At 60.5% G+C, this 15883-nt stretch carries 14 protein-coding genes; 8 read left to right on the top strand and 6 right to left on the bottom strand.

Annotated features, from left to right (window positions below):
* Window positions 1-115 precede the first annotated feature (115 nt).
* Both J7U39_RS23150 and J7U39_RS23145 read right to left on the bottom strand, forming a co-directional pair.
* Window positions 116-2233: a carboxy terminal-processing peptidase gene (locus J7U39_RS23150; protein ID WP_210632590.1), complete on the bottom strand. Its 2118-nt coding sequence runs from the start codon at window positions 2231-2233 to the stop codon at window positions 116-118.
* Window positions 2234-2447: 214 nt separating this feature from the next.
* On the bottom strand, window positions 2448-2636 hold the full coding sequence (locus J7U39_RS23145; RefSeq protein ID WP_210632589.1) for a hypothetical protein: 189 nt from the start codon (window positions 2634-2636) through the stop codon (window positions 2448-2450).
* 384 nt (window positions 2637-3020) lie between these two features.
* Here J7U39_RS23145 and J7U39_RS23140 point away from each other — a divergent pair, with 384 nt between their 5' ends.
* The 7 genes from J7U39_RS23140 (at window position 3021) to J7U39_RS23110 (ending at window position 9511) form a co-directional block, all read left to right on the top strand.
* Window positions 3021-3632 (top strand): glutathione S-transferase, encoded by a 612-nt coding sequence (locus J7U39_RS23140; protein ID WP_210632588.1) that lies wholly within the window; start codon window positions 3021-3023, stop codon window positions 3630-3632.
* Window positions 3633-3692: 60 nt separating this feature from the next.
* Window positions 3693-5759, top strand: coding sequence for a pyridoxamine 5'-phosphate oxidase family protein (locus J7U39_RS23135; protein ID WP_210632587.1), 2067 nt, complete (start codon window positions 3693-3695; stop codon window positions 5757-5759).
* Between the two features lie 141 nt (window positions 5760-5900).
* The gene (locus J7U39_RS23130; protein WP_210632586.1) at window positions 5901-6365 is read left to right on the top strand and encodes a DUF1348 family protein; all 465 of its coding nucleotides are present in this window, start codon (window positions 5901-5903) and stop codon (window positions 6363-6365) included.
* 30 nt (window positions 6366-6395) lie between these two features.
* The gene (locus J7U39_RS23125) at window positions 6396-6713 is read left to right on the top strand and encodes a hypothetical protein (RefSeq protein ID WP_247241788.1); all 318 of its coding nucleotides are present in this window, start codon (window positions 6396-6398) and stop codon (window positions 6711-6713) included.
* Between the two features lie 139 nt (window positions 6714-6852).
* Window positions 6853-7743: a LysR family transcriptional regulator gene (locus J7U39_RS23120; RefSeq protein WP_210632650.1), complete on the top strand. Its 891-nt coding sequence runs from the start codon at window positions 6853-6855 to the stop codon at window positions 7741-7743.
* Between the two features lie 221 nt (window positions 7744-7964).
* Window positions 7965-8942 (top strand): alpha/beta hydrolase, encoded by a 978-nt coding sequence (locus J7U39_RS23115; RefSeq protein WP_210632585.1) that lies wholly within the window; start codon window positions 7965-7967, stop codon window positions 8940-8942.
* Window positions 8943-9211: 269 nt separating this feature from the next.
* Window positions 9212-9511: a hypothetical protein gene (locus J7U39_RS23110; protein WP_210632584.1), complete on the top strand. Its 300-nt coding sequence runs from the start codon at window positions 9212-9214 to the stop codon at window positions 9509-9511.
* Between the two features lie 60 nt (window positions 9512-9571).
* Here J7U39_RS23110 and J7U39_RS23105 read toward each other — a convergent pair whose 3' ends face one another.
* The 4 genes from J7U39_RS23105 to J7U39_RS23090 form a co-directional block, all read right to left on the bottom strand.
* On the bottom strand, window positions 9572-10771 hold the full coding sequence (locus tag J7U39_RS23105) for a mandelate racemase/muconate lactonizing enzyme family protein (RefSeq protein WP_210632583.1): 1200 nt from the start codon (window positions 10769-10771) through the stop codon (window positions 9572-9574).
* A 12-nt stretch (window positions 10772-10783) separates the two neighbouring features.
* Window positions 10784-12145, bottom strand: a complete 1362-nt coding sequence (locus J7U39_RS23100; protein ID WP_210632582.1) for a mandelate racemase/muconate lactonizing enzyme family protein — start codon at window positions 12143-12145, stop codon at window positions 10784-10786.
* A gap of 61 nt (window positions 12146-12206) precedes the next feature.
* Complete coding sequence (locus J7U39_RS23095; protein ID WP_210632581.1) at window positions 12207-13373, bottom strand: mandelate racemase/muconate lactonizing enzyme family protein; 1167 nt, start codon at window positions 13371-13373, stop codon at window positions 12207-12209.
* A gap of 39 nt (window positions 13374-13412) precedes the next feature.
* Window positions 13413-14123 (bottom strand): GntR family transcriptional regulator, encoded by a 711-nt coding sequence (locus tag J7U39_RS23090; protein ID WP_210632580.1) that lies wholly within the window; start codon window positions 14121-14123, stop codon window positions 13413-13415.
* Between the two features lie 209 nt (window positions 14124-14332).
* Here J7U39_RS23090 and J7U39_RS23085 point away from each other — a divergent pair, with 209 nt between their 5' ends.
* Window positions 14333-15811 (top strand): sugar ABC transporter substrate-binding protein, encoded by a 1479-nt coding sequence (locus tag J7U39_RS23085; protein WP_210632579.1) that lies wholly within the window; start codon window positions 14333-14335, stop codon window positions 15809-15811.
* Window positions 15812-15883 lie beyond the last annotated feature (72 nt).

Here is a 15883-nt window from a genome sequence, read left to right as displayed (position 1 = left end):
ACCGATACCGCCGCGACGTTGAGTCGATCGAACTGTCGTTAAACGGACATCTCGCATCATCAAAGCGTTAGAGCATTCCAAGCGACATAATACGGTTTATCGGCGCCGGTTACGCCTATTTCTGCTCCGCCTTTCCCGACGGCTTCGTGGCGGCCTCTACAGCGCCGCCCTGCAAATCCGCCTCGTCCCCGACAATGGCGGCGGCTTCGTCGAGCAGGACGTCCTTCGCCTTCTTGCGGGCGTTTTCCATGGCGATATCGGCGCTCAGGCTGCGCTCGTCCGCCTGCAGGCCGTCGTCGCCGGCAAGATCTTCGCCATCACCGGCTTCGGCCCGCGCCTTGAACCGCGCCTCCCGGGCCGCCGCTTCCTTGCGGCGCTCGGCTTCGTTCAGGGAAACGACGCCCTTCTCGCGCTGCGCCTTCAGATCGGCGATGTCCTGCAGCAGACGCTGGAAATCCTGATCGCCCTTGACCCGCGCATCATGGCGGCTCTGCAAGGCCGGCAGCAATGCCGTAACATCGCCTTCCGGCGCATATTTCGCCGGCTTGATCTCCGCCCACGGCAGGGCATTGTCATAACTGGTCTCGCCGAAGCTCGCGGGATCGGACAATGCGGGCAGGCTGATATCGGGGGTGACACCGCGCAGCTGCGTCGTGCCGCCGTTGATCCGGAAAAACTGGGCGATCGTCACCTTCAGCTCTCCGAATTCGGGTTTGCTGTTGTGAACCACCTGGTCGAGATCGACGACCGTCTGCACCGTGCCCTTGCCGAAACTGGGCTCGCCGATGATCACGCCGCGGCCGTAATCCTGGATCGCCGCGGCAAAGATCTCCGAAGCCGAGGCCGAGCCGCGGTTGATCAGAACCCCCAAGGGACCTGTCCAGGCCGGCGTTGTCAGGTCGGCGCTCTTGACCTCGATCTTGCCGTTGCCGGCGCGCTGCTGAACGACCGGCCCCTTGCCGATGAAGAGGCCGGTGAGATCGATCGCCTCGTCAAGCGAACCGCCGCCATTGTTGCGCAGATCGATGAGAACGCCGTCGACCTCTTCCTGGTTCAGTTCCTCAAGAAGCTTGGCGACATCGCGACTGGCGCTCTTGTAGTCCTTGTCGCCCTTGTTCTTGGCTTCGAAATCCTCATAGAAGACCGGCAGGGTGATGATGCCGATCTTGCGCGTGGTCTCGCCCGCCTTCACCGACAGCACGGCTTTCCTGGCCGCCTGCTTGTCGAGGCTAATCTTGTCGCGCACCAGGTTGACGACACGATGCACGCCATCGGCGCCGGCATCGGCCGGCAGGATGTCGAGCCGCACCACCGAACCTTTCTTGCCGCGGATCATCTGCACGACTTCATCGAGGCGTGTGCCCACCACTTCCTTGATCGGCCCGTCCTTGCCCTGGCCGACGCCGGTGATGCGGTCGCCGACGGCGAGCTTGCCGGAGAGTTGCGCCGGCCCGCCGGGCACGAGTTCGCGGATCGTCGTGTAATCGTCGCGCTCCTGCAGCACCGCGCCGATGCCGAACAGCGAAAGCTTCATCGAGACATTGAAGTCGGCGGAAGCCGCCGCGCCGAAATAATCCGTATGCGGGTCGATCGAGTTCGAATAGGCATCCATGAACGACTGGAAGACGTCGTCGCTCTTGAACTTGTAAGCGCGCTCGAGCGTGTTTTCATAGCGTTTGTCGAGGGTTTCGCGAATCGCCGCGTCGTCCTTGCCGCCGAGCTTCAGCCGCAGCCAGTCGTTCTTGACGCGCTTGCGCCAGAGATCGTTGCTCTCGGCTTCCGACTGCGGCCAGGGTGCCTTGTCGCGCAGCACCGCATAATCTTCCTTGCCGCTGAAATCGAAGCCCTGCTTGAGCAAGCTGCGCGCATAGGTCATGCGGTCGACGACGCGCTGTTGATAGGCGTTGAAGATCGCAAACGGGATCTTCAGGTCCTGTCGTTCGATGGCGTCGTCGATCTCGCTGCGGTCGGACATGAACTTGTCGACGTCGGCCTGCAGGAAGAGCATGCGGTCGGGATCAAGCGATTTGACGAACTGATCCATCACCCTGCCCGATAAGGCATCGTCGAGCGGAACCGGCTTGTAGCTGTATCGCGAGAGAAATTGCGCGCTGAGCTCAGCCGCCTGCGCCTGCCGCGTCAACGGTTTTAAAACCGGCGGCGCTGCGACCTCGGCATAGGCGGACGGGGCGAGTGCAAGAAATGCACCGAGAAAAACATAGGCTATGCGCATTCAGTCTTGATCCAATTCTTAATGCCGAGGGTGGATGTGTGAACTAAGTGAGGCAATTGTGGTTTTTTGGCAAGCAGGTGGGAAAATTGGGAAGAGATGAAAAAGTATCGGGCGTGATCGACCCGGGACTTCGCGGCAGCAGACTGCTGCTGCGGCGGCGCCAGCGATCATCGATCTCGCGTATATTGTCAGTCACGGAGCTACGGCTGGCGCTTTAGTGCGCTAGCAGTTGCTCATACGTGTTTCGTAAGCGTTCAAAATAATCGTTGTCGGTCAGAAAACGCTCGCTAGGGCTACGGCTCGGACCCTGGGGATGCTCTGCCAGATTATTTCCGTCCGGCAGCGTGGCCTGCGCCGTGAGCGTAGCTTCAATCCATTCGGCTATCATGATGTCGTCGTACATTTCTGTCACCCGTGAAATCCCGTTCCAGGCGGCAGAATCCGACAAAGCGTCCTGATGGTGAAGACGTTATCCAGGCAAGACATCATTTCGTTGCGTGATCGAAATGCAATGGCCGCGCCGCTGAACAAAGTTCTTAACGCACGCAGCACGCCTGGATCACACAACGCAAAGGGCTCCGAAGCTCGGGGGTCATAATCAATAGGAAGTCGTGGCCCTGCAGTTTACGTCAGGTCGCGTCGATCCCGCCGGCAGCTTTTCGGAATTATTGCGTCATCTGTAATTATGAACTGCGCAACGCGGCCGTTCTCATTGACGGCCGCCTATCGCACCTTCGGCATGCGGATCGGGAATGGACCCGGCCGGAAGAGTTCGCAGGAGCGCATCATGAAACTATATCATCACCCTCTTTCGGGTCACTCGCATCGGGCACGTCTGTTCGTCTCGCTGCTTGGCCTGCCTCACGAGCTGGTCGAAGTCGACCTGAAGTCCGGCGCACACAAGAAGCCGGAATTTCTCAAGCTCAACCCGTTCGGCCAGGTGCCGGTGCTCGAGGATGGTGACGTCGTGATCGCCGACTCCAACGCCATCCTGGTCTACCTCGCAAAGAAAGCGACCCGCACGGACTGGCTTCCCGAAGACGCCAAAGGCTCCGCCGCCGTCCAGCGCTGGCTGTCGGTTGCCGCCGGTGAAGTGGCTTATGGTCCGGCAGCGGCACGGCTGATCACCGTCTTCGGCGCCAAGTATAATCCCGAAGAGGTTATCGCTCGCGCCCATGCCCTGCTCCGCAACCTCGAAAGCCAGCTTACCGATCACAACTGGCTCGTCGGCAATGGGCCGACGATCGCGGATGTTGCGATCTACAGCTATGTGGCCCGTGCACCGGAAGGCAACGTCGATCTCTCCACCTACCCCGCCGTCAACGCGTTCCTTCGTCGTATCGAAGCGCTGCCGGGCTTCGTCCCGTTCGTTCAAACACCCGTTGGCCTAGCCGCCTGACGCCAGCACACGGGCGTGCGGCTGCATGCGCCCGATCTTCATTTTCGAGGAGAGACGGACATGAATGAGACCTTGAAGACGCTGCCGGTCTGGCATGAAGGCGAGACCTATATTCAGCAGAAGGTGGGCGTCGCCGAACGCATGGCGGCCGTCGGCCAACGTGTCATTCGCGATTACATGCCGGACCAGCACCGCGACTTCTACGCTCAGCTGCCGTTCATCGTGCTCGGCAGCGTCGATAGCCGCGGCGACGCCTGGGCGACCTTCCTTGAAGGGCGTCCGGGCTTCATGTCCTCTCCATCGCCGACGACCCTGGATATTGCGGCCAGGAGAGATGCCAGAGACCCGGCAAGCGAGGGTTTGGCGGAGGGCCTGCCCATTGGCCTGCTTGGCATCGAGATGCACACAAGGCGGCGCAACCGCATGAACGGCTTCGTCTCCAATTTGCCCGATGGCTTCCGTGTCGATGTCGACCAAAGTTTTGGAAACTGCCCGCGCTACATTCAGCTCCGGGATTTCGAATTCGTTCGAAATCCCGGCGAAGATTTTGCCGGCACCGTTGAAGACCTGCCTGACCTCGATGATGCTGCGCGCGCCATGATCGCGGCAGCGGATGCATTCTTCGTCGCCTCTTATGCCGATCGCGAAGATCGCCGTCAGGTCGACGTGTCGCATCGCGGCGGCAAGGCCGGCTTCGTTCGCGTTGCCGACGACGGGTCACTGACGATCCCGGACTTCGACGGCAACCTCTTTTTCGCAACGCTCGGCAACATCCTGTTGAACGGCAAGGCCGGGCTTGTCTTCGTTGATTATACCAGCGGCGACATGCTGCAGATGACCGGCGACGCCGAGCTTATCCTGGATTCACCGGAGATAGCTGCCTTCCAGGGCGCCGAGCGACTGTGGACGTTCAAGGCACGCCGCATCGTCCGCCGGAGGAACGCGTTGGCCCTGCGCTGGTCCTTCCGCGACGAGGGCTGGTCCGCCAATTCGCTGATGACCGGCGATTGGGCGCAGGCGGCCGACCGGCTGCGCGCTGCCGAACTCGCCACCCGCTGGCGCCCGCTCACCGTGACCAGGATCGTGGAGGAAAGCGCTTCCATCCGTTCGTTTCACCTTCAGCCGAGCGATGGGGCAGGTTTGCTGCCCCATGTCGCCGGCCAGCATCTGTCGATCCGCATCAGCCTTCCCGGCGCGGACAAGCCTGTCATCAGAACCTACACCCTGTCGGTGGCACCCTCGGACGGCCTTTATCGTATCAGTGTCAAGCGCGATGGCGCAGTATCGAGCTATCTCCACGATCATATCAGCGTCGGCGACACGATCGAGGCGCGCGCGCCGGCCGGCGGCTTTACCGTTGACGTCCGCGTGACCCGTCCGGCGGTGCTGCTTGCCGGCGGCGTGGGGATCACGCCCCTGCTCGCCATGCTGCGCCACGTTGTCTACGAGGGGCTGCGCAAGCAGCGCATTCGCCCGATCATTCTCTTTCACGCGGCGCGTTCCAGACAGGAGCGTCCCTTCGACCGGGAAATCGCCGAGCTTGTCGACGCCGCGCGAGGCGCCGTGAGGCTGATCCGGGTCTTGAGCGATGTCACAGGCGCCGAAGAAGGCGCCGACTACGACGCCACCGGGCGGATCGATATGTCACTCCTCACCCGCCATCTGCCATTCAACGATTATGACTTCTATCTCTGCGGCCCGCCGCAATTCACGCAGTCACTCTACGATGGCCTGCGCAACTACAATATTGCCGATGGGCGCATTCACGCGGAGGCTTTCGGCCCGTCATCCCTGAAGCGGACGCTGGACGTCGGGGTGGCCGCGCCAGCCCGTCGACCGCCATCCACAAAGCCCGTACCGGTCGCCTTCATGGGATCGTTGAAGGAAGCCCGCTGGACACCCGAGGCTGGCACATTGCTGGAGCTGGCGGAAGCGCGCGGCCTCAGCCCGGAATTCAGTTGTCGGGAAGGCAATTGCGGCACATGCCGGACCAAGCTCATCAAGGGTGCGGTGACCTACATCAAGGAGCCGACGGCAGCGATTGGCGAAGGCGAAGTGCTGCTGTGCTGCTCGGTTCCTGCCGAACAGGAGAGTGATGAGGAAAACCAGATCCAGCTCGAACTCTGACGGTTCCCATTGATGCATCCGACGCAACAGCATCTTGCTCTTTTTCAACCTTCATCGTCTTTGCAACATGAATAACGGACGGTGGTCGCCGCGTGGCGACCACCGCCGCACTCTCCATTCCAGCCCATAAAGGAACCGACCATGTCTCGTCCGCCACTTCCCCCTTTCAATGAACAGAGCGCCATCGAAAAGGTCCGCCTTGCCGAAGATGGCTGGAACAGCCGCGATGCCGCCAAGGTGGCGCTCGCCTATACACTCGATACGCGCTGGCGCAACCGCGTCGAATTCGCGACCAATCGCGCCGAGGCCGAAGCTTTCCTCAGGCGCAAATGGAACCGCGAGCTCGATTACCGGTTGATCAAGGAACTGTGGGCTTTCCAGGGCAACCGCATCGCCGTTCGCTATGCCTATGAGTATCACGATGACAGCGGTCAGTGGTTTCGTGCCTATGGCAACGAGAACTGGGAATTCGCCGAGGACGGGCTGATGCGGACGCGCCATGCCAGCATCAACGAGCACCCGATCTCCGAGGCCGAGCGCAAGTTCCGATGGGCACTCGGCCGCCGGCCGGACGATCACCCCGGCTTGAGTGACTTCGGCTTCTAACGCCAGGTCCAGATCAAGGAGGTCGCCACCATGGCAGGGTTCAAGCTCGATGCGCGCGCACGGCTGTCGATCGAGCTCGCGCTTACCGCCGGACGTGGCGATCCCGATATCGCTCATCAGCAGGAAAAGGACGCTAAGGCACTCGGCATGTCCGGGGCTGAAATCGATATGGCCCGCAAGGGCTCGAGCTTCGACTTCCAACTGTCCAAGGCGATAGCCGTGGCGCTCGCACCCGACGCCGAACACCGCGAGCGCGCCATGAAAGCCGGCATAGATGGGCAAACCTGTGCCGACATCGAAAAACTGGCGGCGTCCTATATCGACCCATCTCTGTTGCGATCGGCATAGCCACCGCCATCCTTTCGTGACGCTTCCAGTCATGTCATTGGTATCAGTCTCGAAATGGCCTTGCTCGATCTCTTTCTCGATTGATACATATCTGGCCGATGGTCACGTGAGAGCAACACAAGCAATCTTTGAGGGGCGAATGGATCGATGGCAGGCAATGCGGATTTTTGCCAGGGTTGCAGAAACCGGAAGTTTTGCAGATGCCGCGCGCCACATGCATATGAGTGCACCGGCTGTCACCCGCGCCGTCGCGGCGCTTGAAGATCTGATTGGCGCCCGCCTCTTCGTTCGCACGACACGCTCCGTCAAGATGACGGAGGCAGGCACACGATATTTCGAGGATTGCCGCCGCATATTGGCGGATATCGCCGAAGCAGAGGCTGCGGCGGGTGGCTCCTACGCCACTCCGACGGGGACGCTGGCGATCACGGCTTCAGCATTGTTCGGGCAGATGTATGTGCTGCCCATCGTGACCGAGTTCCTGAACACCTTCCCGACCATGCACGCACGGACCCTCTTCATCGATCGCCCGGTCAATATTGTCGAAGAAGGGGTCGACGTCGCCGTTCGTATCGGCCACCTGCGGGATTCAGGCTTCTCGGCGATAAAGGTCGGAACTGTTCGGCATGTGATCTGCGGCTCTCCAAGCTACCTCGAGACGCACGGCGTTCCCATCACGCCGGCCGACCTCAAGAACCATCGCATCGCGGCCTCCACAAGCGCCTGGGCATCGCCGGAATGGCGTTTTGCAAACGATCAGCGGGTGACGATCGACCCGCTTCTACAATGCAACACCAACGACGCCGTCATCACAGCCGCCCGCGCAGGTTGGGGACTGACCCGAGTCCTGCACTACCAGATCGGCCCGGCGCTGCTGGCGGGGGAGCTGCAGATCGTCCTCAGCGACTTTGAAGAGCCGCCAATGCCCATCCACATCCTTCATCCGGAAGGGCGGCACGCGCCTGCCAAGGTACGGGCCTTCGTGGATATGGCAACGGCCCGCCTGCGCGAAAACCGGTTGTTGAACTAGCGCCACCGCCGCAATCGCCAGCCGCCTTGAGCGCCAGATCTCAGCATTGCGGGCCGGAATGTTGGGACACAGCTCCTGAATCAAGCAGGGGCCGTACCTCCGATTATTACACACACCGTAATTATCAGTTCCGCATTGAGCGGATTATCGTTTTTTCGTGGAAGGCTATGTTGATCTCCAAGGCAGCCGCAGCTGGCGCCTCAAACCCGAAGGAGACCGCCATGAAACGCCTGATCATGACCCTGATGCTGGCAACCGTCAGCTTTGCCCCGATGTCTTTTGCGGCATCGCCCACGCCCGCCCAAGCCGCCATTGTCCAGCAGGCTGCCATCACGGTCAACTATCGGACCGCAACGGTCGATGGTGTGAACATCTTCTACCGCGAAGCAGGCCCAAAGGACGGCCCGGTCGTCGTTCTGCTGCATGGCTTCCCGACGTCTTCGCATATGTTCCGCAATCTGATGCCGCTTCTCGCCGATCGCTATCGGGTCATCGCACCGGACTATCCTGGCTTCGGGCAGAGTGACGCTCCGGACCACACCAAATTCGCCTACACCTTTGGTCATTATGCCGACCTTGTTGACGGTTTGCTCGATCAGCTTGGTGCAAGAAAATATGCGATGTACGTCATGGATTATGGTGCGCCGGTGGGTTATCGCCTCGCCTTGAAGCATCCGGATCGCGTGACGGCTCTCATCGTACAGAACGGCAACGCCTATGATGAGGGCCTTCGCGAATTCTGGGACCCAATCAAAAAATATTGGGCTGACGGCTCGAAGGAAAGCCGCGACGGGCTCTCTGGCCTGGTCACCCTCGAGACCACGAAATTCCAGTACACGGACGGCATGAGCGATCTGAGCCGCATCAGCCCCGACAACTGGGTTCATGACCAGGCGCTGCTCGATCGACCCGGCAACAAGGACATTCAGCTGGATCTCTTCTATGACTATCGCACCAATGTGCCGTTCTACCCGCAGTTCCAGGCCTTCTTCCGGGATCACAAGCCGCCGACGCTGATCGTGTGGGGCAAGAACGACAAGATCTTCCCGGCCGAAGGCGCGCATCCCTATCTCCGTGATCTCCCGGATGCCGAACTGCATCTTCTCGATACCGGCCATTTCGCGCTGGAGGACAAGTTGGACGTAATGGCGCCGCTCATTCACGACTTTCTTGACCGAAAACTCGGCGAGAAGAACTGAGGACAGTGCCGCGCAGCTCCACGGGGCTGCGCGGCACATCGTATTCCTACGCTTCGGATGCATTCCCTCTGGCTTCGATAAAGAAGCGTCAACGCCGCTCAGGCGACGGGGATGCCCATCTCTTCGGCCGCCTCCAACGCTTGGGCTTCGGTCATCTCCGTCACGCAGCCGCGGTTGTCGATCAACGGGCGATGGTTTTCCCAAAGTTTGAGTTGACCGTTTTCGTTGGCGAAGCAACACTTGCACTGCAGCAAGGCAGGAGGAACATGATGGACGAGCAAGACCGCTGGCGCCAGATGGCAAGCGCACCGAGAGACGGCAGCCGCATCCTGGTGACGATCCGTGCGTCCGAACAGGGGCCGGCGGAAGTCGATCTCGCCTACTGGTCGCATGGCGATCAGTTCGGTGGAGAAGGCTGGCGCGCCTCGGATTCCTCGCCCGGGCACATCATCGAATATGCCGAGCCGGAGTTGAAGTGCTGGATGCCGATGCCCTCGGCCAATCGCACCTCGATGCCCTCGCCCTGGGAAGGCGAGGACGACGAGGAACTGGACGGGTCGGGCATTTAAGGACTGGCGCAAGCCCTGTTTCCTGGCGCCCGACAGGAGGCACGGCAGGTGGAGCAAGGTTCAGTCGAAAAAGCCCGCATCCTCTTCCCGGAGAAATCTCCTTGCCGCTTCAGCGTCGATATCGAGGCCCAGCCCCGGCGCTTCCAGTAGATCCACCATACTGTCCTTGACGATCTCAGGTGGCAAGCCGATGACCAGATCCTCCCACCAGGGGTCCGAAGCAGTCGGATATTCGAAGGCGACATAATTTGCCGGCAACGTGGCGCAGACATTGATCAGCGCGCCGAGACCGAGCAGCCCGTTGGCAGTGCCGTGCGGTGCCATCAGGATCGAGTGCATGTAGGCATGCTCGGCGACCCATTTGAGCTCGGCGATGCCGCCAATATCGGCTGGATCGGGGCCGATAACGCGGACTGCCTGCGTCTCGATCAGTTCCTTGAAATTGTGCCGGAGGTAGATCTGCTCACCAGTGTGGATCGGTGTCGAAGTGGAGGTTGTCAGTTCCCGGTAGGCCTGCGGATTGACCCACGGCACGTAGTCGCCGGTCAGCATGTCCTCGAGCCACATCAAATTGTACTTCTCGACCGCGCGAGCGAACCTGATCGCATCTGGCAGCATCCAGCCCGGGCCGCAGTCGAGCGCCAGGCTGACCTTATCGCCCAGCACTTCCTTCATCGCGATCACGCAGTCGAGCATGTGATTGAAACCCCGCTCACTGATTGCGCCCTGATCCATGGCACCGTGATAGCCGGCCTTCCTCTGCGTCACCCCGTAGTGGAAGCCCTCGATGGTGTCCTTCATGTTGGAGTGGAAGGAGATTCCTTGCTTGATCATGAAGAAGTTCTGCGGCTGCTCCATCATCCATTTGACGTCAGCGGCGTAATCCTCCGGCCGGTCGCCGGAGCGTTTCCGGCGGACCGAGCCGTTGTAGACCCGCACCTTGTCCCGCACCTTGCCGCCGAGCAGCTTATAGGCCGGCACGCCCGCGGCCTTGCCGGCAATATCCCACAGCGCATGCTCGATCGCGCTCACCGCCGCGCCGTATGGCTTGAAGGAGCCGCGCTGGCGGATCTTCAGCATCACTCTCTCGACGTCGGTCGGGTCCTCGCCGATCAGCGCCTCGCGGAAATGCAGCACCCAGGGCTTGAGATAGGCCTTGGTGAATTCGACTTCGCCCAAGCCATAGAGGCCCTCGTCCGTGACGATGCGGACGATCGGGTGTTTGCCGATAACGGCACAGCGCAGGTCGGTGATCTTCATAGGTCCGTCCGTTCAGCTCCAGGTGCGATCCCAGGAATACTCATCATCCCAATGATCCGTAGGCTGCCAGATGCCGGTGACCCCCGGCTGCAGATGCTGCGAGATCACCTCGTCGACGACGTCGTCGATCCCCAGGCCCGGCTTGTCCGGAACAGTGATAAAGCCGTCCTTCACCAGCGGCTTGGGAAGCCCGGTAACGATATCGTCCCACCAGTCGACATCGGCGGAGTGGTATTCGAGCGCCATGAAGTTTTCGGTTGCCGTCGCGACGTGCGCGGCGGCCATTGCGGCGATCGGACTTTCCGCCATGTGTATGGCCATGGGAACACCATGGTCCTGCGCCATATCGCCGATCTTCTTGGTCTCGAGGATGCCTCCAGTGGTGAGCAGATCCGGGTGAATCACGGAGACGCCGCCGCTCTTGAGCAGGGGCTCGAAGCCCTCCTTGAGGTATATGTCCTCGCCGGTGCAGATCGGCACCGTGGTGGAGTCCTGCAGCTGTCGATACTGCTCGGTATACTGCCACGGGATCACATCCTCGAGCCAGGCTGGCACGTATTTCTCAATTCGCCTGGCAAGGCGAATGCCGTTCTGCATCGAGATATGGCCGATATGGTCGATCGCAAGCGGAACCTGCATACCGATGACCTCACGCACCTCGGCGATGTACTGCTCGAGCAGGTCGAGGCCCTTGTCGGAAAAGTGGAGTCCGGTAAACGGATGCTGGACGTTATGCAAATCGTAGGCTGCATTGCGGACAAGCCGCTCTTCAATGGTCTTCAGCGGCCCGCGGCTGGGACGGTCGCGGTATCCTTCCAGTGAGCCGGCGGGAAAGACGACGGCACCGGGCACATCGGCGATCTGCATCAGCCCCAGGTCCATCTTCAGGAAGGTGAAGCCGAGCTCCATGCGCTGCTTGAGGCGCTTGCCGGTTGCGGTGCCGCTCGCCACAGCGGCGTCGGTATCGCAGTAGACGCGCACTTTCTCCCGAAATCGTCCGCCGAGCATCTGGTAGATGGGGACGCCATAGGCTTTTCCGGCAAGATCCCACAAGGCGATTTCAACCGCCGATACGCCGCCGCCTTGCCGTCCATGCCCGCCGAACTGCTTGACCCGGCGAAACAGTCGATCGATGTTGCAAGGGTTCTCACCCAGCAGCCGGCTCTTCAGCATCAGCGCGTAGGTGGCGCTGGCGCCGTCGCGGACCTCGCCAAGCCCGACAATGCCCTGGTTGGTATAAATCTTCAGCAGCACCGAGGTGAACGGCGCGTCGACAATTTCGGCTACCCGCATGTCGGTTATGCGAAGCTCGGAAGGCTTGGAATGCGTGTTGACCCGATTGAGCGCCTCGTCGGCTGCATATGCCTCTGGCATGATTTATCCTCGTTTCGGTCGGCGGGATCGTTGCCGCACACGGCGGCGGCGTAGAGCGTTGCTAGGCCAGATCTATCTCGTGGCTTTCAAGGTAGTCGCGGTTCATTTCAACGCCGAGACCGGGCCTCGGTGTAAGCTTTAGGCTGCCGTTCGAAACATCGAGCGGTGTGTCGATGAGGTGGTCGTATTTGCCGAGGTTCCACTCCGACGTTTCAAGCTTGTAGAAGTTGGGAACGGTCATCATCACCTGCGCTCCGGCAACTACGTTGATCGGTCCTGCGGCGTCATGCGGCGATACCGGGATGTAGTAGGCTTCGCATAGGGCTGATATTTTCTTGAGCTCGGTAATGCCGCCGGTCCAGGTGACATCAGGCATGATGTAGTCGGCGAGCTTGTTTTCGAGCACCGGCACGAAATCCCACTTCGTGTGGCCGCGTTCGCCCCACGAGATAGGGGCGCTGACCTTGTCGCGGACCTGTCTGAGAGCATTGAGGCTCTCCGGCGGACAGGGCTCCTCGAACCAGTCGATCTGGCCAGCTTCCTCGAGGCTCCGACAAAGGCGAATGGCGGTGGGAACGTCGAACCGGCCATGCGCATCGATGAGGATGTCGACATCAGAGCCCGCCGTTTCGCGGATCAGGGCGGTGAGCTCGGCGGCCTCACGCTCATCCTTGCGCGTCATGCTGCCATCGAGGTAGCCGTCCCGCTGTTCGCGAGCCTGTCCATCGGCGGTGCTGCCCTGGTAGGGGAAAGGATCGAACTTGAGCGCTGTGTGACCGGACTCGACGATGTCTCGAATTTCCCTGACCACCGCCTCTTTGCTGGTAAACTTGGCCTGGTTGGGATGGGTGTAGAGCGCGATTTCATCGCGCACCGGCCCGCCCAACAGCTCGTAAATCGGCTTGCCAAGGACTTTGCCCCGGATGTCCCAGAGGGCTATGTCGATGGCGCTCACGCATTCGACGGCGGCGCCGCGACTGCCCATGTAGGTGAAGCTGCGGAATATCTTGTGCCAAAGATACTCGATGCGCGCCGGGTCCTCGCCCATCAAAGCGGCGCCGATCTGCCGCAAGATCGTGCAGAGGGCGCGATTGGCGAGCCTTGTCGTGGTGGTGATCTCTCCCCAGCCGCTCACCCCCTCGTCGGTCGTCACTTCAACAAACAGAAACTCTCCCCAATAGGAAGAATCGGACTTGATTAGCCACGGCCGAACGCTGGTGATCTTCATCTCAATTGCCTTTACCTGAAGTGTTCCGGGTAACGATATTCATCCGGCGCGAGCGGCGTTACGCGCACGCATGTGTTCGAGGATGTGTCGGCCTGAGCCTTCGACGTGGCGTGCAATAAGTTCGGCTGCCTCGTTCGCCCTTCCGGCTTTGACATGCGCGATGAGCTCGCGATGCTCGCTCAGGATCGCCGCACGCCGGGCAAGCGTAAAATCGAAGCGGCGGCTCACGGCTCGAAGCACTTCGCGATGCTTCCACCAAAGCTCGGCGGCATGGCGGTTGTAGTGCTTCCGGTACATGACGGTATGAAAGGCGGTGTCCAGTTCGCTATGCCTTACCGTGTCGGCAAAGTTGTTCTCTTCAATGAGGCTTTGGATGCGTTCGAGTTCAGCAATGTCCTCCACCGTCGCCATATTCACGAACCAGCGCGTCAGTGACGGCTCGATCAAAACGCCGATCTCGTAGATATCCCGAACAAAGTCCTGATCGATGGGCCGGACGCGCGCTCCGCGGTTGGGAAAGAAAGTGACAAAGCCCTCCCCGCGCAACAGCTGCAAAGCCTCTCGCACGGGGTTGGTCGAGGTGCCGTGGCGCCGGGCGAGATCGGTGATGACGAGCCGCTCGTTGGCCGCGAGCCGCCCTTCGATGATGTCGTCCCTGATCAGTTGGTAAACAGACGCGCCCTCGCTCGAGGCCCCTGTAGCATCGATCCCCTCAGGGGGCTGTGCTTTAAATTCGCTTGTTTCAGTCAAGACTGTCCCCATTCCATACATACATTTTCGGGATATCATGCAAAAACTCCCAAAACAATGTACGATTTCTTCAGTTGACAGACAATCCTCGACATGAAAACGTATGATAAGGTCGAAGGGATACATTAAGTGGGAGAATCCCACGGCCTGGGAGCAAGACCGCTCGCCTCGATGCAGAGCGGCTTGGGAGAAAACCTGGGAGAATACCTATGACGAGTCTTTCGCTCGGCGGTGTCGTCGTACGCGGCACTGTATCCACTGCTTTGATGGTATCGTTGATGTCCGTGTCTGCGCTCAGTGCGCCGGTCGACTTGAGCCAGTGGTCACCGCAATATGTGCGCTCCATCGCCGGCACGCAGGAGTTCGACACGGCGGCCGATTGCGGCAAGGTTACCCCGCTCGACTATAAGGGCCGCCTGACATTCTGGTATCAGGGCGTATTCGAGGGCGACCCCGACCTCCTGCGCCAGTATTACAAGGACTTCTTCGAGACCTTCCGCAAGACCTACCCAAACATCCAGCTTGAGGAACAAGCCCTCACCTATAACGACCTGCTGGACAAGTTCCGGACCGCGCTTTTAGGCAATGCCGCGCCCATGGCGGTCCGCCTGCAAATCCTCGGCGGCACCGAGTTCGCCTCGAAGGGCTATTTGCAGCCGCTCAAGCCCGAGGATGTAGGCTATTCGACCGAGGATTTCTGGCCGGGCGCCATGAAGGCTGTGACCTGGGAGGGGGAAACCTACGGCATTCCAACCAACAACGAGACGATGGCGTTCATCTGGAACGCCGACATCTTCAAGCGTGCAGGCCTCGATCCGGACAAGGCTCCGGCAACCTGGGACGACGTCGTCAAATATTCCAAGCAGATCCACGACAAGCTCGGCATTGCCGGCTACGGCCTCGTGGCTCGCAAGAATGCCGGCAATACGCCGTACCGGTTCATGCCGCAGCTGTGGGCCTATGGCGGCGGCGTCTTCGACGAAGCGACCGCCAATCCGACCTATAAGGAGGTCCAGCTCAATAGCCCGCAGAGCAAGGCCGCATTGCAAGCCTCCTACGACATGTACGTTCGCGACAAGTCGGTTCCGGTCTCGGCGCTCACCAACCAGCAGGCCGACAACCAACCGCTCTTCCTCGCTGGCCAGCTCGGCATGATGATCTCGCACCCGTCCGACTACAACGTCATGCTCGACCTGCAAAAGAAGACGACGGGCAGCGATAAGGACAAAGCCCAGACCGTCATCGACAACATGCGCTACGGCCTCATTCCGACTGGCCCCGACGGCAAGCGTGCCGTCGTGTTCGGCGGCTCCAACATCCACATCCTGAAGCCGGAATATGTCGAGGGCGGCAAGGTAGACGAGCCGGCCGCAAAGGCCATCATCTGCATGTGGACGAGCCCCGAATGGTCGCTGAAGATGGCCTATGCCGGCTCGAACCCGGGCAACCTGAACGGCTTCAAGACCAAGTGGATGAAGGAACGTCTTGATAACATCAAGTTCCTTGATGTCACGACTTCGATGCTGCCCTACGGCATCCCGTTCCCGGCGCTGCCGCAGTCGCCTGAGATCATGAATATCATCGTCCCGGACATGCTGCAGAACGCCCTCACCGGGGCGATGACAGTCGACCAAGCAGCGGACGACGCAGCCAAGAAGGTAAAAGACCTGATGGACGGCGGACTCTAGTCAATCCTGACGATCTGACCGGCTGCACCTCGATTGCAGCCGGTTTGTTCCGAAGAATAAGGGCACCGCACC

Origin of the sequence: Rhizobium sp. NLR16a (assembly GCF_017948245.1) — a bacterium.
Taxonomy (GTDB): Bacteria; Pseudomonadota; Alphaproteobacteria; order Rhizobiales; family Rhizobiaceae; genus Rhizobium.
Note: the sequence above shows the minus strand (reverse complement) of the source record. Positions and strands in the feature narration are given on the sequence as shown.

Excerpts from the sequence above, each read along its gene's own strand:
- J7U39_RS23150 (WP_210632590.1), bottom strand. The coding sequence starts at position 2,233 with ATGCGCATAGCCTATGTTTTTCTCGGTGCATTTCTTGCACTCGCCCCG.
- J7U39_RS23145 (WP_210632589.1), bottom strand. The coding sequence starts at position 2,636 with ATGTACGACGACATCATGATAGCCGAATGGATTGAAGCTACGCTCACG.
- J7U39_RS23140 (WP_210632588.1), top strand. The coding sequence starts at position 3,021 with ATGAAACTATATCATCACCCTCTTTCGGGTCACTCGCATCGGGCACGT.
- J7U39_RS23135 (WP_210632587.1), top strand. The coding sequence starts at position 3,693 with ATGAATGAGACCTTGAAGACGCTGCCGGTCTGGCATGAAGGCGAGACC.
- J7U39_RS23130 (WP_210632586.1), top strand. The coding sequence starts at position 5,901 with ATGTCTCGTCCGCCACTTCCCCCTTTCAATGAACAGAGCGCCATCGAA.
- J7U39_RS23125 (WP_247241788.1), top strand. The coding sequence starts at position 6,396 with ATGGCAGGGTTCAAGCTCGATGCGCGCGCACGGCTGTCGATCGAGCTC.
- J7U39_RS23120 (WP_210632650.1), top strand. The coding sequence starts at position 6,853 with ATGGATCGATGGCAGGCAATGCGGATTTTTGCCAGGGTTGCAGAAACC.
- J7U39_RS23115 (WP_210632585.1), top strand. The coding sequence starts at position 7,965 with ATGAAACGCCTGATCATGACCCTGATGCTGGCAACCGTCAGCTTTGCC.
- J7U39_RS23110 (WP_210632584.1), top strand. The coding sequence starts at position 9,212 with ATGGACGAGCAAGACCGCTGGCGCCAGATGGCAAGCGCACCGAGAGAC.
- J7U39_RS23105 (WP_210632583.1), bottom strand. The coding sequence starts at position 10,771 with ATGAAGATCACCGACCTGCGCTGTGCCGTTATCGGCAAACACCCGATC.
- J7U39_RS23100 (WP_210632582.1), bottom strand. The coding sequence starts at position 12,145 with ATGCCAGAGGCATATGCAGCCGACGAGGCGCTCAATCGGGTCAACACG.
- J7U39_RS23095 (WP_210632581.1), bottom strand. The coding sequence starts at position 13,373 with ATGAAGATCACCAGCGTTCGGCCGTGGCTAATCAAGTCCGATTCTTCC.
- J7U39_RS23085 (WP_210632579.1), top strand. The coding sequence starts at position 14,333 with ATGACGAGTCTTTCGCTCGGCGGTGTCGTCGTACGCGGCACTGTATCC.